Origin of the sequence: Bradyrhizobium sp. Ash2021 (assembly GCF_031202265.1) — a bacterium.
Classification (GTDB): Bacteria; Pseudomonadota; Alphaproteobacteria; order Rhizobiales; family Xanthobacteraceae; genus Bradyrhizobium.
In genome coordinates this window covers 7,929,545-7,946,504 of sequence record NZ_CP100604.1, presented here as the reverse complement: position 1 = coordinate 7,946,504, position 16,960 = coordinate 7,929,545, and the positions used below count along the sequence as shown (strand labels likewise).

Sequence of the window (16,960 nt, the reverse complement as noted above, 5' to 3'; positions counted from 1 at the left end):
CATGGATGAGCTGGCCTCAGCGGCCAGGCAGGATCCCGTCGAATTCCGCAGGAATCTTCTAGCTCACAATCCCCGAGCTTTGGCGGTCCTGGATCTTGCCGTGCAGAAGGCCGGCTGGGGTCAGCCGATGCCTCGCGGAAAGGGCAGGGGCGTCTCACTTCAGTTCGCCTTTGGAAGCTATCTTTCGCAAGTGGCGGAGGTGGCCGTCGACGAGAAAGGAAATGTGAGGGTGGAACGTATCGTCTGCGCGGTGGATTGTGGATTGCCGGTCAATCCGAAGATGATCGACGCACAAATACAGAGCGGAACGATCTTCGGACTCACGGCTGCGCTGCGCGGCGCGATAACGATCAAGGACGGCCGAGTCGAGCAAGGCAACTTTGACTCTTATCCGCCGCTGCGCATCGATGAAACGCCACCAATCGAGACCCATATAGTGGCGAGCACGGCTGATCCTGGCGGCTTGGGCGAAGCGGCTACAGCCGCTGTGGCCCCCGCGGTCACGAATGCCATTTTCGCGGCGACGGGGCGCCGCATCAGAAGGCTGCCGATACAGCCGGCCTAAAATTGGACGCCGATGGGGGCGCATTGCCTCATCAATAATGTTACCGGAGAACTGACCGTCAGGATTAGGGCGGCGATACCGAATCGGATCGGTGTCGCCGATGGCAGGACGGATCAGCATGGGTGCGCGGCGCGAGATCACGGCGGCGGTGGTAGACCGCTATCGATCTGCGGGGCGGGCAGATAAGGGGCGCATTCTCGACGAGCTTTGCGCGGTGACGGGCTGGCATCGCAAGCACGCGGTTCGGGCGCTTGCCATCCATGTCGCAATTTCGCCGGAGGCCCGGCGGCAGCGAAGGCCGACCTATGGCGCCCCTATCAGGGATGCGCTGGTGGCGCTGTGGGAGGCCTCGGATCGGATCTGCGGCAAGCGGCTCAGGGTAATGATTCCGACGTTGCTGCCTTCGCTGGAGCGGCATGGCCGGCTCAAGCTCGACCATGCCGATCGAGCGCTGGTGCTCGGCGTCAGCGCAGCCACGATTGATCGCCTGCTGGTCGAGACCAAAATTGCCGCAGCCGGCGGTAAGCGCCGGCGGGTCGGCTTTTATTCGGCGGTACGGCGTGAAGTTCCGATCCGGACGTTCAACGACTGGCACGATCCGCCGCCGGGGTTCTGCGAGGTCGACATGGTGGCTCATGGCGGCACATCTGTAGCTGGCTCGTTCATTCAGACGTTGACGATGGTCGACGTCGCGACCGGTTGGACCGAATGCATGCCGTTGGTGACGCGCGAGAGCGGCCTCGTCGTGCGAGCCATGGAGTGCGCACAGAACCTGTTTCCCTGGCTCATTCGTGGCGCCGACTTCGACAACGACAGCGCGTTTATGAACGATGTCGTCGTGCCCTGGTGTCGCATGCAAAAGATCGAGGTGACACGCTCGCGCGCCTACAAGAAGAATGATCAGGCGTTCGTCGAGCAGAAGAATGGCGCGGTCGTCCGGCGACTGGTGGGATACGGTCGCTTCGATGGCGTCGAGACGACACGCGTGCTGGAACGCTTGTATGCCGCATCGCGGCTGCACACCAACTTCTTCCAGCCGTCCTTCAAACTGAAGGACAAGCGACGCGAGGGCGCGAAAGTGATCAAGCGCTATCATGTTCCGGCCACGCCCTATGCGCGCGCACTGGCGCATCCGAAGTTGAGCAAAGGCGTCAAACGGCGTCTTCGAGAGCTTTATCGCACGCTCGATCCCGTGGCCCTGCTGGCCGAGATGAGGGACGCCCAGACGGAGCTCGGCACGCGCGTCGGCGCCCGAGCGGGCAAGCTCGCGGCAGCAGCCAGCCCACCGGCTCCGGCAACGAACGCGGCAGCGTTCGCGAAGGGGCTCGGCAATGATGTGCATCTGGGGGAGCAGCGCATCATCCATCGGCGCATGCACAAGCCATACAAAAAGCGCATGAAAATGCCATCGATGCTCGATCCGCACCTCGCCGACATCGAGCGCTGGCTGGCGGCCGAACCTCGTCTGACCGCGCTGGCCATCCTCGGTCGTCTCGCCGAACACTCCCCCGAACAATTCGGGCCGCCGCAGCACACCATCGTGCAGCGCTTGTTGCGATCACTCAGACGCAACGCAGCCGAGGTGATCATCCCGCGCATGGCCGGGGGTACGGCACCGGCCACCATTGGTGATCCCGGGACTGGGGCCGGCGCTGCGTGTGATGGGCACTCCGCGACGTCCCCAGTCCCTCCGATCCTGCGAGCAACGACGCAACCTCGGCCCGGCCGACAGTCGGAGCTACATCCGTCAAGCGAAAGTAACATCCTCAGATGAGGCAATACGGGGGGCAAAGTTGAACGCCGATCGACACTTCGGTCCCGGTCCGCCGAAGCTTTAGCGAAGGAGGGCACAAGGCCGGGCATGATGAGAGTCTGAGGTGGAACCGGCGACCGTTGCCGGCGTTGTCGTTGCGGGCGGGTCTCGAGGAGAAGCGCCATGCACCGGCGATCAGCAACGGGACCGACCGACGCGATGCTCGGCCCCGGCGACGATGAAGCCCCTTATGCCGTCGGTTGGACCCTCAGCGGCCTGGTAACGCTGGGCACGATCGTCACGGTCTGGGTGTTCGGGATGTGAGGCGTCGTATCGATGATCGACACAGGGGATCGAACCGCGGTGATACCCAACCCACGAGAAACCAGGTGGATGCCATGACCTTCGGATATCTCCAGCCGTTTTCCTTCCAGATCTGTCCTCGCACCGGCCCGACTGTTTCCCACATCCGCCATGGCGTGACGGAAATAACCCTGAGCGACGGCCGATCGGTTCGCGCCACGTTGCACGTGCGGTCCGTCACAGCCGACCCGAAAAAGCCGGGTAAGATCGACGTGTCTTACAATGTGGTCGCAGAAGTCATCAACACGCCGGACGTCCCAATTCTTGATGTGCACGAAACGATTCAGTGATGGCCGGACAATTTTCGATGTGAGAATGTTGCGTTCTCGAAGTCCTGCTGGCGCTACCTCTGCAGCGCCCGCTTGCCGCCGGTCAGGAGCAGCCCCAGCCGACGTCCGATCAATAATCCCGCTACCAGCAGCACGCACCACACCGGAAAGAAAAACAGCGTCAGGATTCCGGCGTCCTCGGGCTCTTTCTGCAGCAGCCATTTGACGACGCCGACCGGTGCGAACAAGCCGATCGCGCCGCCGGTCAGGCTGGTGATGAGGATGACGAGTTTTTGCAGGCTCATCGGCGGCTAGTTCGGCAAGCGTCTGGTGAGGTCCGACTCGCCAGGGAATTTCATCCGGATCGCCAGCGCTTCCCGGTACAGATGTGAAAAGCAGATCAGCAATGAGCTGCACAACACGAAGATCGCAAGACTGTCGTAGTCTTCACGGGTGAGGGGATTGAATTCGAAGATCGGCGGCATGAACGCCCACCACACGATCGGGATCGCGAGAACGGCCGCAAAAATGCCGGCCGGAACGCCGCCCAAAAGGCTCGCCATCAGGATCGCAGGAAAGAACGCGGCGAAGTACAGCGTGGCGCCGAAAGAGGCCAACACCTCCTGCATGGTCGCTGCAAAAACGACGGCCAAAAATGCAGCCATGAAGGTGGAGAGCGACCACGGTTTTAGCTTGAGGATGTAATCGGCACCATTACCCATCGAACGCCCCTGAAATCCAACGCTTAAAACTCAAGGGTATCGGAGGCGGAACACAAATAAAAGCCCGGTAAAAGCCCGGATCGGCGTGACGGCCGGGGCCGGTTTCCGGGAATTGGCCGGCGCTAGAGCCTGCGCGCGCAGGGCGATTTCGTAAGCCGATTCAACGTGATTTGCCCTGTCCAGACCTTCCCGCGAAAATATTCCTCTTCCCACCTCCCCCAAATCACCGGTAGAAACCCCGCCGTCTCATCCCTCAGAGGGGCGTTGGCCATCGTCACGAACGTTGGGATGGGATGCGGTGGACGCGGCAGCGTCGTCGCGCGAGGCGATCGCAGGGCGGGCTTCGGCTTGTGAACGATCGGCCAGCGCGTAGACGAACAGCGCTGAAGCGTACGGCAAAACCGTGTGGTCCTGGCACCCGTTGCTGGTGCTAAATCGGCGGAGGTCTTTCGAGCCCAACCGGGCATTCGAAATACCTTAATCCGCCGATGACGGTGACAAGACGAATTCGTCGCCGGGGAGAGCGCGGCATAAGCCGTAAAACCATTGTGCGGGGAATGCCGGAATGCTCCGACTGTACCTGTATGCTCGTGTGCGCTTTCTTTTGTGCATTTTGCGCACGAGACCGCGGGTGCAGCAAGCACCCGGCATTCCCTGCGCCCTCTTTCGGGCGGAAGATTTTTCAACAGCTCGGGCGTATCACGCCGCGAGACGCGAAGGCATGTCATGGGAGCGTCATTGCGAGCGCAGCGAAGCAATCCATTTGGCCGCGCAAAAGAAAGAATGGATTGCTTCGCTGCGCTCGCAATGACGTGGATAAGTCAGTGCCACACCCCTGGTCGTCATCACCCGCGCATGCGGGGGATCCAGTATTCCAGAGACGCGAGCGATTGAACCGAGAGGCCGCGGCGTACTGGATCCCCCGCATGCGCGGGGGATGACGGCTCTGTCGTCATTGCGAGGAGCGACGCGACGAATTGGTCGCGGGGCGAGATGAGGCATGCGGTCGCTCGGCATACGGAACCTGCTGCGGTCAATTCCTCGCCGCAATTATTGAGGTAAATGAACCGTGGCAGGGCAACACAGGACGACGACATGGAGTTTCTCATCCTTGCTGTCATCATCGGCGCGAGCTTTGGCTTGGGGTATGGCGCACGCGAACTCGTTTCCCGCCAACGCCGTCACAGGCGCAGACACAGGCTCCGGGACTGGCCCGGCGAGGCGGTCCCTCGTCCGAACCCAGAGCTGCAAAATCCAGAACCGGATCGGCGGCCTGTCGAACCGGCAGGGGATTTTACCATCGATCTCGATCGCCTGCAGATCGCAGCGAACGACGATCGTGCCGGCCGCGACCGGCGATCGCGGGACGGACGGCGTGTCGATCCGGGAATCCGGCGAAACGAGCTTGATGTCGCCGTGCAGGATTTACTGGTCGAACTCAACCGGCTCTCATCTCACGAAGACGCGTCGCCTGGTCCGGCCAATTTCCAGCGGTCGGGTTAAAGCCGGGATCGCGCTTTGCGCTCTGTCTGTGAATGTCTCTGCCGGGCCTGGCGGCAAAATCAAATATGGTGGACGCACAAGGGATCGAACCTTGGACCTCTCCCGTGTGAAGGGAACGCTCTCCCGCTGAGCTATGCGTCCGGGATTTTTGGCGCACGACCAGAGGCCCTAAAGCGGCGCCGGATCGCAAAGATGCCTCGTCAGAGCCCGCGATTTACGAAGTGCAGGCCCATAGTGTCAAGCGATCAGTCAGGTCAAGGGCGAAGAGATTTACGCCCCCTGCTGGCGAGCGCGGGAGGCATGCGACTGCAGCGCCCGGATCCGTTCGGCCAGCGTGCCGCCGCCTTCGGGGATGGCGGCTGGCGCCGCGGCGCCATTGGCCGGTTTGGGCGGGGTTTTGGGCGCCGCCGGTTCCGCGGCCAGCATGGCCTCGATCGCCGAATTCGGACCCTCGAGCTGCATCGCGAGTTTTGCGACTTCGGCGGCGATGTCGTTGATGCGCTCGCGCAGCAGCGCGTTTTCCATCCGCTCGGTCGCCCAGGAACTCTCGGCCTGCTGCTGGATCGCGTTGATGTCGCGCTGCAATTTGGCGCGTTCGTCGCGCGCGACGCGGAGTTGATCCTCGACCGCGGCCTTCTCGGTGCGCAGCTTTTCGATCGCGGGCGAATTGCCGCCGCCGCTCAGGGCGGCGATCTCGACGTGCAATTCCTTGGCCATGCGGTCGGCGGCCTCGTTGGCCTGCTTGAGCTGGTTGTTTTCATATTCGCGTTCGGCGAGCAGCTTGCCTTGCGTCGCCAGCCGGCCTTCGAGATCGTTGACGCGGTTGCCGAGCATCTCGGCTTCCTTGACCTGGACGATCAATTGGCGGTCCAGATCGGTGACGCGCTGGCTCAAATTCTCAACCTGGCTGCGCGCCTCGTTGAGTTCACGCGTCGCGTTTTCGGATTCGGTCCGCTCCTGTGCGAGACGGGCCTGGGTTGCCGCGAATTCCTTTTCGGCGTCGCCGACGCGGCCCTTCAATTCCTCGATCTGCGTGCGCACCGCGATCAGTTCGACCTGGCGGCTGTCCGCCATCAACGATCGGTTGGACAATTCGTGATTGATCTTGGCAAGCTCGCCTTGCTTGTCGGTCAGCGCGTGTTCGGCATTGCGCAGCATCTCGGTCTTGGCGGCGAATTCCTCTTCGGTCGCGCGCAACTGCTCCTTGACCGCCTTCTCGCGGGCTTCGAGCGAAAAGATCGTGGCGTTCTTTTCGCCAAGCTCGATCTTCATGCGGTTGATCGCATCGGATTTCTTGCCGAGTTCGGCGAGCTGGCTGGTGGTCTTGTTCTTGAGCTGGTCGACGCTCATCTCGAGCCGCCGCGCCGACATCGCGAATTCCGCGCGCAACTGGTCCTTGTCGGCCTGGATTTCGGCCATCGACAGCGGGGTGGCGGCCTCGAGACGCCGGGTCGTCAGCCGGACCGCGCGGTTATGCACCAGCGGCACGATCATCAGACCGAACAGCATCGAGACCAGAAAACCGATCGCCAGATACATGATCGGTTCGATCATGGATGGTTACTCCCCGCGGCAATAAACAAATCGTTAATCACAATGCCATGGCGGACCGGCAAAAGGCCAGCCCAATGCCGCGTTAACGTGAATCGTCAACCGGAGGCGTTGCTGTCCCGGACGTTGCCCCGAAAGAGGACGTCAGAACGGGTTCCAGGTCGCGCGCGGGGTGTATTTGAGGTAGCCGATATTGGCGCCGAGCCTCAAGCCGATGCCGGAGCGGATCGGCACCAGCACGATGTTGTTGGCGGTCAGCGCGGTCATGCCGAAGCCGCCGACGATATAGGCCGAGCCGTCGATGCCGACGAAGCGCTGGTAGATCGCGTTGGTGGCCGGCAGATTGTAGACCAGCGTCATGGTGCGAGCGCCGTCGCCGCCCCAGTCGAAGCCGACCGAGGGACCCTGCCAGTAGACCCGCAAGTCGCCGGCATTCTTGGTGTAGAGCGTGCCTTCGCCATAGCGCAGGCCGGCCACGAAGGCGCCCGAGCCTTCTTCGCCCAGCACGTAGCCATTGGGCAGGCCCCATTGGCTGACCGCGCGCTCGATGATGGAGGCGAGCCCGCGCGAGACGTTGCCGAAGAATTTGTGCCCGGCGCCGACCAGTTCGTCCGGCCCGTAGGTGTTGGGCTGGCGCTGTGGCGGAGGTGCCTGCGGCGGCAGCTGTTCCGGTGGCGGTGCCTGCTGCGCCGAGACGGGCACGGTCCAGCACATCAGCGCGGCGAGCGCTACCGCGGCTAGGCGTGATGCGAAAATCATAAAGAACCCCTGGTATCGAATTCTGGCCGCCACCTTAACCTGTCACCAACAAGCACGGCTCTAGGTTGCGTCCAGTGTCCCCTCGACTCGAATGTTATCGGTACCAACTATGACGGCACAACGGCAGGAAAGATACGGTTGGCCCCTCGGCAAGGCCTTTTTGGCCCTATTGGCGGGCTTTTTCGCGTCTATTTGCCTTGATTTGCCCGGCTGTGATTTATCGGCCCTGGCCGCGACCACCGAACGGGTGGTGGTGAACCACTATTCGGGCCTCGCCATCGAAGGTTTCGACCCCGTCGCCTATTTCACCGATTCCATCGCGGTCCAGGGCGTGGTGGACTTCGAGGCCTCGGAATCGGGCGCGGTCTGGCGGTTCCGCAACGAGGGCAACCGCGCCTCGTTCGTGGCCCATCCCGAGGTCTACAGCCCGCAATTCGGCGGCTACGATCCGGTCGATCTGGGGCGCGGCGTGACCTATGCCGGTAACCCGCGGTTTTGGCTGGTGACGGGCGCGCGGCTTTATCTGTTCGGCCGCGAGCAAAGCCGCGACGCCTTCGCCGCCGATCCGGCCCGTTTCCTGAAAGGCGCCACCGCGCGCTGGCCGGAGCTGGAACAGACCCTGGCGCAGTAAATCAGGACGCTGCCGAAGGATCGCCCCAGGCGATGAACTCCGGCACGATGAAATCCGCAGCACCCGAGCCGAAATGCAAGGCGGCGCCCTTCGAATCCGTGATCTTGCCGCCGGCGGCCGTGACCACCGCATGGCCCGCCGCGACATCCCATTCGCAGGTCGGCGACAGGCGGGGATAGATATCGACGCCGCCCTCGGCCACCCGGCCGAATTTGACCGCCGAGCCGAGCACGGCCCGAACCGCGCCCGATCTCGCCGCGATAAACGCTTCGGTCCGCTCATCGCCATGCGAGCGGCTGACCGCCACGGTCCAGGGCGCGCCACGCGGCGGGCAGGGACGCGTATGGATCGGCTCGACGCGTGGGGCCGCCCCGTCGCGCATCGTCAGCCGCTCCGCGCCGCGGCCGACGATGCCGCGCCAGATCACACCGAGCGCCGGCGCGCCGACGATGCCGAGCAGCGGCGTCCCGTCGGTTATCAGCGCCAGATTGACGGTGAATTCGTTGCGGCCGGCGACGAATTCCTTGGTGCCGTCGAGCGGGTCGATCAGGAAGAAGCTGCCCTTATATGGTAGCCGCGCCAGCTGGACGCGCTCCTCGGACAGCGAAGGCAGGTGGGGGGCCAGCCGCGCGAGGCCGTCGGCGATGATACGGTCGGCTGCGAGATCGGCTTCGGTCACCGGCGATCCGTCGGACTTGCCGTCGACCTGCATGGCCGAACGGTTGACGGCAAGGATAGCGGCGCCGGCCCGGATCACCAGATCGGTCAGCGGTTCGATCAGGCTGGCGGCGGCGTCGCGATCGATCACGGGGGGAAGTGCCTCATTCATATGCGGGGCTCATAGGCTGTTCGTGTTCCCCTGTCATGGCCGCAAGCTGGCCGCACGCGCGTCCACAGTGTATCAAGCCAGCGCGCATGCGTGATTCGTAACTGCCCGCTTCTCGCGCGGCCCTCCAGGAACATCTGATGTCTGCCACTCCGTCTCCCGGTCCCGCTCCCGATGCCCTCGAACTGGCGGCGTTGTTGTGTTCGCGAGTCTGCCATGATCTCATCAGTCCGGTTGGCGCGATCGTCAATGGGCTTGAGGTTCTCGACGATAATCCGAAGCCCGAAGACCGCGAATTCGCCCTCGATCTGATTCGCAAGAGCGCCAAGACCGCCTCGGCACGATTGCAGTTCTGCCGGCTGGCGTTCGGCGCCGCCGGATCGGCCGGCGCGCAGATCGATCTCGGCGACGCCCAGAACATGGCGCGGGGCCACATCGAGGACGGCAAGATCACCATCACCTGGAATTTGCCGCGCCTGCTGTTGCCGAAGAACCGGGTCAAGCTGCTGTTGAATATGCTGGTCATTGCGCAGCAGACGATCCCGCGCGGCGGCACGCTGACGATCGATCCGGTCGGCGACGGTGAGACGATGAGCTTTCGCGTTACCGCCGCCGGTCTGAACGCCCGCCTGCCGCAAAATATCGCCGACCTCCTGAGCGCGAGTTCGACCGCTTCGGTCGATGCGCATGCGGTGCAGCCCTATTACACCCGGCTGCTCGCACAGGCCTGCGGGCTCAGCGTGACGCTTGCGCCCGACGGGGAAAAAGTGGTCGTCGCCGCCTCCTGAAGCGCGGCCCGGCGCGAACATGGTTAACCAAAGGTTGATCGCCGGTAATCGGATTCGATGAAGCCGTCTTATCTCTTTGTTGATCCCGTTCTTTTCCAATTGCTCAACCAATATTAAACGGTTTGCATAGAAGCTGGCCAAATTCCGTAAGGCGCGTCGATGTCGCGTGCCCGTACGTGCGAAGGCCAGTTTCATGGATGATTTGTTGCGTGAATTTCTGACCGAGACCAGCGAGAGCCTGGATACGGTCGACAATCAGTTGGTGAAGTTCGAGCAGGACCCGAGCGACGCCAAGATTCTGGATAACATCTTCCGTCTGGTTCACACCATCAAGGGCACTTGCGGCTTTCTCGGCCTGCCGCGGCTGGAAGCGCTGGCGCATGCCGGCGAGACGCTGATGGGCAAATTCCGCGACGGCATGCCGGTGACCGCGGGCGCCGTGACGCTGATCCTGTCGTCGATCGACCGCATCAAGGAAATCCTCGCCGGGCTGGAAGCGACCGAGAACGAACCCGAAGGCACTGACGAAGACCTGATCGAGAAGCTGCATGAGATGGCCGAAGGCGGCGCCCATGCCGCAGCGGCCGAGGTTGCAGCGGCAGCCGTACCGGTTGTTGCGTCGCCGCCGGTTCAGCCCGCGGCGCAGGGCACGCTGGTGAATCAGGTGCTGGAACGGCCGTTGCGACCCGGCGAAGTCTCGCTCGACGATCTCGAACGCGCCTTCCGCGAGACCGCCATCGAAGTCGCGCCCGCGCCGCAGGCTGTGGCTCCCGCCGCCAAGCCGGCTGCACCGGCGCCGAAGCAGGAGGCGGCCCCGGCCGCTGCGGCCGAGCCCGCCGCCGCATCGAAGGAGAAAAAGCCGTCCGTGAGGAAGGCCCCTGCCGCCGCCGACGGCGATGTCCAGGAAGCCGACAAGATCGCCAACCAGTCGATCCGAGTCAACGTGGATACGCTGGAACATCTGATGACCATGGTTTCCGAACTGGTCTTGACCCGCAACCAGCTGCTGGAGATCAGCAGGCGCAACGAGGACACCGAGTTCAAGGTGCCGCTGCAGCGATTGTCGAACGTCACCGCCGAGTTGCAGGAAGGCGTGATGAAGACGCGGATGCAGCCGATCGGCAATGCCTGGCAGAAATTGCCCCGCATCGTGCGCGATCTTTCCGGCGAACTCGGCAAGCAGATCGAACTGGAGATGCACGGCGCCGACACCGAGCTCGACCGCCAGGTGCTCGACCTGATCAAGGATCCCCTGACCCATATGGTGCGCAACTCCGCCGACCACGGCCTGGAGACCCCGGCCGAGCGCGCCGCGGCCGGCAAGGGCGAGCAGGGCACGATCCGGTTATCCGCCTATCACGAGGGCGGCCACATCATCATCTGCATCGCCGACAATGGCCGCGGCCTCAACACCGAGCGGATCAAGGCCAAGGCAGTCCAGAACGGTCTCGTCAGCGAGGCCGAGCTGGAGAAGATGACCGAAGCCCAGATCCACAAGTTCATCTTCGCGCCGGGCTTCTCGACCGCCGCCGCCATCACCTCGGTGTCCGGCCGCGGCGTCGGCATGGACGTGGTGCGCACCAATATCGACCAGATCGGCGGCACCATCGACGTCAAGTCGGTGGCCGGCGAGGGTTCAAGCGTCACCATCAAGATCCCGCTGACGCTCGCCATCGTCTCCGCCCTGATCGTGGAAGCCGCCGGCGACCGCTTTGCGATCCCGCAATTGTCGGTGGTCGAGCTGGTGCGCGCCCGCGCCAACTCCGAACACCGCATCGAGCGCATCAAGGACACCGCGGTCTTGCGGCTGCGCAACAAGCTGTTGCCGCTGATGCATCTGAAGAAGCTCTTGAAGATCGATGACGGCACCTCCTCCGATCCCGAGAACGGTTTTATCGTGGTGACGCAGGTCGGCAGCCAGACCTTTGGCATCGTGGTCGACGGCGTGTTCCACACCGAAGAGATCGTGGTCAAGCCGATGTCGACCAAGCTGCGCCACATCGACATGTTCTCCGGCAATACCATTCTGGGCGATGGCGCCGTGATCATGATCATCGACCCCAACGGGATCGCAAAAGCGCTCGGCGCCGCCGGCTCGACCGCCCAGGGGATGGCGGATGAGAACGCCGCGTCCCATGCCAATTCCGGCGAACAGCTGACCTCGCTGCTGGTGTTCCGCGCCGGCAATGCCCAGCCCAAGGCGGTGCCGCTCGGCCTCGTCACCCGTCTGGAAGAGATCTCGACCGACAAGATCGAACTCAGTAACGGCCGCTACATGGTGCAATACCGCGAGCAGCTGATGCCGCTTGTGCAGATGCACGGAGTCAATGTCCAGACCGCGGGCTCGCAGCCGATCCTGGTGTTCGCTGATGACGGCCGCTCGATGGGCCTTGTGGTCGACGAGATCATCGACATCGTCGAGGAACGCCTGCACATCGAGGTCGCCGGTTCCGGTGAGGGCATTCTGGGGTCGGCCGTGATCAAGGGTCAGGCCACCGAAGTGATCGACGTCGGCCACTTCCTGCCGATGGCGTTTGCCGACTGGTTCTCGCGCAAGGAGATGCGCCCGGCCGCGACCGCGCAATCGGTGCTGCTGGTCGACGATTCCGCCTTCTTCCGCAACATGCTGGCGCCGGTGCTCAAGGCCGCCGGCTACCGGGTGCGGGTCGCCCCCAATGCGCAGGAAGGCCTGACCGCCCTGCGTTCGGGACAAGTCTTCGACGTGGTGCTGACCGACATCGAGATGCCCGACATGAACGGGTTCGAGTTCGCGGAAGTTATCCGCGCCGACCAGCATCTGAGCACGATGCCGATCATCGCGCTGTCCTCGATGGTGTCGCCGGCGGCGATCGAGCGCGGGCGGCAGGCCGGCTTCCACGATTACGTCGCCAAGTTCGACCGTCCCGGCCTGATCGCGGCGCTGAAGGAACAGACCGCCGAGACCAGGCGCGCGGCTTAAGGGAATGAGATGATGACAAGCAAGACCGATACCATCGAGGGCACGGTTGCCGAATACGTCACCGCCGTGATCGGCGGGCAGCTGTTCGGCCTGCCGATCTCGCGGGTGCAGGACGTGTTCATGCCGGAGCGGCTGACGCGGGTGCCGCTGTCGTCGGCCGAGATCGCCGGCGTGCTCAATCTGCGCGGCCGCATCGTCACCGTGGTCGACATGCGCGCGCGGCTGGGCCTGCCCAAAAACGACGACGGCAAGCCGCCGATGGCGGTCGGCGTCGATTTGCGCGGCGAATCCTACGGGCTCCTGATCGACCAGATCGGCGAGGTTCTCAGGCTGCCCGACGACAGCCGCGAGGAAAACCCCGTCAACCTCGATCCCCGCATGGCCAAACTCGCCGGCGGTGTCCACAGACTGGACGGACAGCTCATGGTCGTCCTCGATGTCGATCGCGTCCTCGAAATCGTGCCCGCCCTGGTGGCGGCGTAACAGCAACGCAAGCGTACTAAAAACTGAAAATGGAAACGTCCCTTCGCGGGATTGGGAAGTAGAGGCCGAAAATGAGAACATGTCTGGTCGTCGATGACTCCAGCGTCATTCGAAAGGTCGCACGTCGTATCCTGGAAGGTCTGGATTTCCAGATCGTCGAAGCCGAGGACGGCGAGAAAGCGCTTGAAGTCTGCAAGCGCGCCATGCCCGAGGCGGTTCTGCTCGACTGGAACATGCCCGTGATGGACGGCTATGAGTTCCTCGGCAATCTGCGCCGCATGCCCGGTGGCGACGCGCCCAAGGTGGTGTTCTGCACCACCGAAAACGATGTCGCGCATATCGCGCGTGCGCTGCATGCCGGCGCCAACGAATACATCATGAAGCCGTTCGATAAGGACATCGTGACCGCGAAGTTCCAGGAAGTCGGCCTCATCTGATCTCGCGTATCCGGTCCGGCGGCAGAGCGGCCTTCGGCGTTAGTGTTGTAACCGTGCCGTTTGAGCCGTTGGTGAAGTAATGAGCGTTGCGTTGACAAGTTCCCCGGCTCCGACTTCGACACGGCAAGAGCCGCTGCGGGTGATGGTGGTCGACGACTCCGTCGTGATCCGCGGCATGATCGCGCGCTGGATCGGCGCCGAACCGGATATGGTGGTCGCGGCCTCGCTGCGCACCGGCCTGGATGCGGTCAACCAGCTCGAGCGCATCAACCCCGACGTCGCCGTGCTCGATATCGAAATGCCGGAACTCGACGGCATTTCCGCGCTGCCGCAACTGCTGGCGAAGAAGCGCAACCTCATCGTCATCATGGCGTCGACCCTGACTCGCCGTAACGCGGAGATCAGCTTCAAGGCGCTGTCGCTGGGCGCATCCGATTATATCCCAAAGCCCGAAAGCACCCGCGAAGCCGCCGCCGCCGAGACCTTTCGCCACCATCTGATCCAGAAGATCCGTCACCTCGGCGCCAAGGCGCGCCGCGGCGCGTCCACGCCGGCGAGCCCGCCTCTGGCGCCCGTGCTCGATCGGTCGCGCGACCCATCGGCCCGTCATACACCGGCGCCGGCGGCGCAGCCGCAGCTGATGCGCCGTCCGTTCAGCATGCTGGCGCCGCGCGTGCTCCTGATCGGTTCGTCGACTGGGGGACCGCAGGCCCTGATGTCGCTGGTCGCCGAGATCGGACCGGTGATCGATCGTTTTCCGGTGCTGATCACCCAGCACATGCCGCCGACCTTCACCACGATTCTTGCCGAGCATCTGGCGCGCACCAGTCGCCGTCCGGCGCACGAGGCCATTGACGGCGAGATCGTCAAGGCCGGCCAGATCTATCTGGCGCCCGGTGGCCGCCATATGCGCGTCGTGCGCCATGGCGCGGATGCCGCGATCGCGCTCGACGACGGACCGCCGGTGAATTTCTGCAAGCCCGCCGTCGATCCGTTGTTCAGCTCCGCGATCGATGTCTGGCAGGGCGGCATCATGTCGGTGATCCTGACCGGTATGGGCTCCGACGGCATGCGCGGCGGCAAGGACATCGTCGCCGCCGGCGGCAGCGTGATGGCCCAGGACGAGGCGACGAGCGTGGTCTGGGGCATGCCCGGTGCGGCCGCCAATGCAGGCATCTGTGCTGCCATCCTGCCGCTCAATCAGATCGGGCCGAAACTGGTTCGGGTGTTTTCGGGAGATCGTTCGTGACGCCTTCCGACTATGAGTATCTGCGCAGGCTTCTGAAAGAGCGTTCTGGCCTCGATCTGTCTGCCGACAAGCAATATCTGGTCGAAAGCCGCCTGGTGCCGCTGGCGCGCAAGTCGGGCCTTCCCGGTATTCCCGAACTCGTCCAGAAGATGAAGAGCGGGGCCGACGCCTTGACCGCCGAAGTGGTCGAGGCGATGACCACCAATGAGACGTTTTTCTTTCGCGACAAAATTCCGTTCGATCATATGAAGGAGACGGTGATTCCGGCGCTGGTTCAGGCGCGGGCTGCCCGCCGCAGCCTGCGGATCTGGTGCGCGGCTTCCTCCACCGGGCAGGAGCCGTATTCGATCGCGATGTGCCTGAAGGAGTTTGGTTCGGCGCTTGCGGGCTGGCGGACCGAGATTGTCGCGACCGACCTGTCGCAGGCCGTGCTGGAAAAATCCAAAGCCGGCATCTTCAGCCAGTTTGAAGTGCAGCGCGGTTTGCCGATCCAGATGCTGGTCAAGTATTTCACCCAAACCGGGGAGCTTTGGCAGCTCAACGCCGAGATCCGCGCCATGGTGCAGCACCGCCAGCTCAATTTGCTGCAGGATTTCTCCCACCTCGGCACCTTCGACGTGATCTTCTGCCGCAACGTCCTGATCTATTTCGACCAGGACACCAAGGCCAATATCTTCGATCGCCTCTCGCGCATGCTCGAACCCGACGGCGTGCTGGCGCTGGGTGCCGCCGAATCCGTGGTCGGCATCACCAACACCTTCAAGCCGTATCCGGAGCGGCGCGGGCTTTATCGTCCGAACGCCGCGCCGGCGGCGCGCGCCGGCGTCACGATCATGGCGCCGCCCGCGTTGAGAGTGGTGGCTTCGGCGCGTTGAGCGCGACGGCTGAGAGGCCGTCGTCTTCGCTTGATGATGCTCTACAGGATCGCGTGCGGCAGGAACCGCGACGTATTGCCGGTGATCGGATTCTCGTCCTCGCGGATCGACAGGCCGCACGGCGCATGGTCGACCAGCCAGCTTCCAAGCACCGGATACTGACCGGAAAAATTCGGTAGCTGCGCCAGCGCCTGCCGGACGAAACCCTCGGCGCCATACGGTCCTTCCTGCTCGACGAGCGTGGTGCCGGCGCTGACCAGCGCGATGTTGGCGCCCTCGCGCGAGTATAGCGGCTTGCGCACGAACGACGTGCCGAGCTTCGCTGCGTTCGGATCGTCCTCGAAATAGGCCGGCAGCAAATTGGGGTGGTTCGGAAACATCTCCCATAGCAGCGGAAGAATGCCCTTGTTGGAAAGGATCGCCTTCCATGGCGGCTCGATCCAGCGCGTCGGCGCCTTCGCAAGTTTTGCGCCGAACGCGTCGCGAAACATCCATTCCCAGGGATAGAGCTTGAACGCGAGCTCGATTTCGCGATCGTCGAGATCGACGAAGCTGCCGTCGTCGCGCAATCCGATGTCCTCGATGTCGATCAGCGTGGTCCCAAGTCCGGCCTGGCTTGCGGTATCCTCCAGATAAGCCAGCGTGCCGGCATCCTCGGTATTGTCGGTCATGCCGGCGAGATGAAGGTGATGCGCGCCGCCGAGTTTGTTCCAGGCCTCGATCAGGCGTTCATGGATCGAATTGAATTGATCGGCGCGCCTGGGGATGATGTTTCGTTCGATCGCCTGTTCGAGCCAGGTCCACTGGAACACCGCCGCTTCGAAAATCGAGGTCGGAGTGTCCGCGTTGTATTCCAGCAATTTTGCCGGGTTGCGGGCGTCGAAACTTAGATCGAGCCGGCCATAGAGGCTGCCATCGTCGCGGTGCCAGCTCTCCGAAATCAGCGGCCAGAAGGCTTCCGGTATCTTCAACCGGCCGAGATAATCCTCATCGTCGACGGCATGGCCGACGAGTTCGAGGCACATCGCGTCGATCTCGCCGGTCGGCTGCTCGATCTGGCGTTCGATCTCATCGAGCGTGAAGGCGTAGTAGGCCCGCTCGTCCCAATAGCGCTCGCCGTCGATGGTGTGAAAATCGAACCCGGCGCTTTCGGCGGTCGCACGCCAGTCGTCGCGTTCGGGACAGATGATGCGCTGCATTGGCGTTATTGGCGCACGGTCTTGTCGA

Annotated in this window: 19 protein-coding genes and 1 tRNA gene; 13 read left to right on the top strand and 7 right to left on the bottom strand. The window is 63.3% G+C overall.

What is annotated here, in order from left to right:
* Position 1 precedes the first annotated feature (1 nt).
* The 4 genes from NL528_RS47360 to NL528_RS38295 all read left to right on the top strand — a co-directional run bounded on the left by NL528_RS47360 (position 2) and on the right by NL528_RS38295 (position 2,971).
* On the top strand, positions 2-565 hold the full coding sequence (locus NL528_RS47360) for a molybdopterin cofactor-binding domain-containing protein (protein WP_375144102.1): 564 nt from the start codon (positions 2-4) through the stop codon (positions 563-565).
* Positions 566-665: 100 nt separating this feature from the next.
* Entirely contained in the window at positions 666-2,339 is a 1,674-nt protein-coding gene (locus NL528_RS38305) for a transposase family protein (protein WP_309179520.1), read from the top strand.
* Between the two features lie 162 nt (positions 2,340-2,501).
* On the top strand, positions 2,502-2,642 hold the full coding sequence (locus tag NL528_RS38300; RefSeq protein WP_309179519.1) for a hypothetical protein: 141 nt from the start codon (positions 2,502-2,504) through the stop codon (positions 2,640-2,642).
* Positions 2,643-2,707: 65 nt separating this feature from the next.
* A complete protein-coding gene (locus NL528_RS38295; protein ID WP_309179518.1) occupies positions 2,708-2,971 on the top strand; it encodes a hypothetical protein in 264 nt (87 codons plus the stop codon).
* Between the two features lie 53 nt (positions 2,972-3,024).
* Here the strand turns inward: NL528_RS38295 and NL528_RS38290 are convergent, their stop codons facing one another.
* Together NL528_RS38290 and NL528_RS38285 are read right to left on the bottom strand one after the other, a co-directional pair.
* Positions 3,025-3,255 (bottom strand): hypothetical protein, encoded by a 231-nt coding sequence (locus tag NL528_RS38290; RefSeq protein WP_309179517.1) that lies wholly within the window; start codon positions 3,253-3,255, stop codon positions 3,025-3,027.
* 6 nt (positions 3,256-3,261) lie between these two features.
* The gene (locus NL528_RS38285; protein WP_309179516.1) at positions 3,262-3,672 is read right to left on the bottom strand and encodes a DUF4118 domain-containing protein; all 411 of its coding nucleotides are present in this window, start codon (positions 3,670-3,672) and stop codon (positions 3,262-3,264) included.
* A gap of 565 nt (positions 3,673-4,237) precedes the next feature.
* On the opposite strand from NL528_RS38285, the gene NL528_RS38280 reads away from it, so the two are divergent.
* Both NL528_RS38280 and NL528_RS38275 read left to right on the top strand, forming a co-directional pair.
* The gene (locus NL528_RS38280) at positions 4,238-4,483 is read left to right on the top strand and encodes a hypothetical protein (RefSeq protein ID WP_309179515.1); all 246 of its coding nucleotides are present in this window, start codon (positions 4,238-4,240) and stop codon (positions 4,481-4,483) included.
* A 284-nt stretch (positions 4,484-4,767) separates the two neighbouring features.
* Entirely contained in the window at positions 4,768-5,175 is a 408-nt protein-coding gene (locus NL528_RS38275; RefSeq protein ID WP_309179514.1) for a hypothetical protein, read from the top strand.
* Positions 5,176-5,241: 66 nt separating this feature from the next.
* Here NL528_RS38275 and NL528_RS38270 read toward each other — a convergent pair.
* The 3 genes from NL528_RS38270 to NL528_RS38260 form a co-directional block, all read right to left on the bottom strand.
* Positions 5,242-5,316 (bottom strand) — tRNA-Val (locus NL528_RS38270).
* A gap of 129 nt (positions 5,317-5,445) precedes the next feature.
* The gene (locus NL528_RS38265; protein WP_309179513.1) at positions 5,446-6,729 is read right to left on the bottom strand and encodes a hypothetical protein; all 1,284 of its coding nucleotides are present in this window, start codon (positions 6,727-6,729) and stop codon (positions 5,446-5,448) included.
* A gap of 141 nt (positions 6,730-6,870) precedes the next feature.
* On the bottom strand, positions 6,871-7,485 hold the full coding sequence (locus NL528_RS38260) for a DUF1134 domain-containing protein (protein WP_309179512.1): 615 nt from the start codon (positions 7,483-7,485) through the stop codon (positions 6,871-6,873).
* A gap of 109 nt (positions 7,486-7,594) precedes the next feature.
* Between NL528_RS38260 and NL528_RS38255 the strand changes: the two genes are divergently transcribed.
* Positions 7,595-8,116 carry a YHS domain-containing (seleno)protein gene (locus tag NL528_RS38255; protein WP_309179511.1) on the top strand — a complete coding sequence of 174 codons (522 nt, stop codon included), beginning with the start codon at positions 7,595-7,597 and terminating at the stop codon, positions 8,114-8,116.
* Position 8,117: 1 nt separating this feature from the next.
* Here NL528_RS38255 and NL528_RS38250 read toward each other — a convergent pair whose 3' ends face one another.
* A complete protein-coding gene (locus tag NL528_RS38250; RefSeq protein ID WP_309179510.1) occupies positions 8,118-8,945 on the bottom strand; it encodes a 3'(2'),5'-bisphosphate nucleotidase CysQ in 828 nt (275 codons plus the stop codon).
* 137 nt (positions 8,946-9,082) lie between these two features.
* On the opposite strand from NL528_RS38250, the gene chpT reads away from it, so the two are divergent.
* From chpT to NL528_RS38220, 6 genes are all read left to right on the top strand, one after another.
* Entirely contained in the window at positions 9,083-9,730 is a 648-nt protein-coding gene (chpT, locus tag NL528_RS38245; RefSeq protein ID WP_309179509.1) for a histidine phosphotransferase ChpT, read from the top strand.
* 193 nt (positions 9,731-9,923) lie between these two features.
* Positions 9,924-12,689 (top strand): hybrid sensor histidine kinase/response regulator, encoded by a 2,766-nt coding sequence (locus tag NL528_RS38240; protein WP_309179508.1) that lies wholly within the window; start codon positions 9,924-9,926, stop codon positions 12,687-12,689.
* Positions 12,690-12,701: 12 nt separating this feature from the next.
* On the top strand, positions 12,702-13,172 hold the full coding sequence (locus tag NL528_RS38235) for a chemotaxis protein CheW (RefSeq protein WP_074278131.1): 471 nt from the start codon (positions 12,702-12,704) through the stop codon (positions 13,170-13,172).
* Between the two features lie 71 nt (positions 13,173-13,243).
* Positions 13,244-13,609 (top strand): PleD family two-component system response regulator, encoded by a 366-nt coding sequence (locus tag NL528_RS38230; protein WP_074273443.1) that lies wholly within the window; start codon positions 13,244-13,246, stop codon positions 13,607-13,609.
* Positions 13,610-13,688: 79 nt separating this feature from the next.
* Positions 13,689-14,858 carry a chemotaxis response regulator protein-glutamate methylesterase gene (locus NL528_RS38225; RefSeq protein WP_309179507.1) on the top strand — a complete coding sequence of 390 codons (1,170 nt, stop codon included), beginning with the start codon at positions 13,689-13,691 and terminating at the stop codon, positions 14,856-14,858.
* Positions 14,855-15,733: a protein-glutamate O-methyltransferase CheR gene (locus NL528_RS38220; RefSeq protein ID WP_309179506.1), complete on the top strand. Its 879-nt coding sequence runs from the start codon at positions 14,855-14,857 to the stop codon at positions 15,731-15,733. The genes NL528_RS38225 and NL528_RS38220 overlap by 4 nt, the downstream gene beginning before the upstream one ends.
* A gap of 41 nt (positions 15,734-15,774) precedes the next feature.
* Here NL528_RS38220 and NL528_RS38215 read toward each other — a convergent pair whose 3' ends face one another.
* Entirely contained in the window at positions 15,775-16,932 is a 1,158-nt protein-coding gene (locus NL528_RS38215) for a glutathionylspermidine synthase family protein (protein WP_309179505.1), read from the bottom strand.
* Positions 16,933-16,960 lie beyond the last annotated feature (28 nt).

Coding starts and splice junctions, on each gene's coding strand:
- NL528_RS47360 (WP_375144102.1), top strand. CDS start 2: ATGGATGAGCTGGCCTCAGCGGCCAGGCAGGATCCCGTCGAATTCCGC.
- NL528_RS38305 (WP_309179520.1), top strand. CDS start 666: ATGGCAGGACGGATCAGCATGGGTGCGCGGCGCGAGATCACGGCGGCG.
- NL528_RS38300 (WP_309179519.1), top strand. CDS start 2,502: ATGCACCGGCGATCAGCAACGGGACCGACCGACGCGATGCTCGGCCCC.
- NL528_RS38290 (WP_309179517.1), bottom strand. CDS start 3,255: ATGAGCCTGCAAAAACTCGTCATCCTCATCACCAGCCTGACCGGCGGC.
- NL528_RS38285 (WP_309179516.1), bottom strand. CDS start 3,672: ATGGGTAATGGTGCCGATTACATCCTCAAGCTAAAACCGTGGTCGCTC.
- NL528_RS38280 (WP_309179515.1), top strand. CDS start 4,238: ATGCTCCGACTGTACCTGTATGCTCGTGTGCGCTTTCTTTTGTGCATT.
- NL528_RS38275 (WP_309179514.1), top strand. CDS start 4,768: ATGGAGTTTCTCATCCTTGCTGTCATCATCGGCGCGAGCTTTGGCTTG.
- NL528_RS38265 (WP_309179513.1), bottom strand. CDS start 6,729: ATGATCGAACCGATCATGTATCTGGCGATCGGTTTTCTGGTCTCGATG.
- NL528_RS38260 (WP_309179512.1), bottom strand. CDS start 7,485: ATGATTTTCGCATCACGCCTAGCCGCGGTAGCGCTCGCCGCGCTGATG.
- NL528_RS38255 (WP_309179511.1), top strand. CDS start 7,595: ATGACGGCACAACGGCAGGAAAGATACGGTTGGCCCCTCGGCAAGGCC.
- NL528_RS38250 (WP_309179510.1), bottom strand. CDS start 8,945: ATGAATGAGGCACTTCCCCCCGTGATCGATCGCGACGCCGCCGCCAGC.
- chpT (WP_309179509.1), top strand. CDS start 9,083: ATGTCTGCCACTCCGTCTCCCGGTCCCGCTCCCGATGCCCTCGAACTG.
- NL528_RS38240 (WP_309179508.1), top strand. CDS start 9,924: ATGGATGATTTGTTGCGTGAATTTCTGACCGAGACCAGCGAGAGCCTG.
- NL528_RS38235 (WP_074278131.1), top strand. CDS start 12,702: ATGACAAGCAAGACCGATACCATCGAGGGCACGGTTGCCGAATACGTC.
- NL528_RS38230 (WP_074273443.1), top strand. CDS start 13,244: ATGAGAACATGTCTGGTCGTCGATGACTCCAGCGTCATTCGAAAGGTC.
- NL528_RS38225 (WP_309179507.1), top strand. CDS start 13,689: ATGAGCGTTGCGTTGACAAGTTCCCCGGCTCCGACTTCGACACGGCAA.
- NL528_RS38215 (WP_309179505.1), bottom strand. CDS start 16,932: ATGCAGCGCATCATCTGTCCCGAACGCGACGACTGGCGTGCGACCGCC.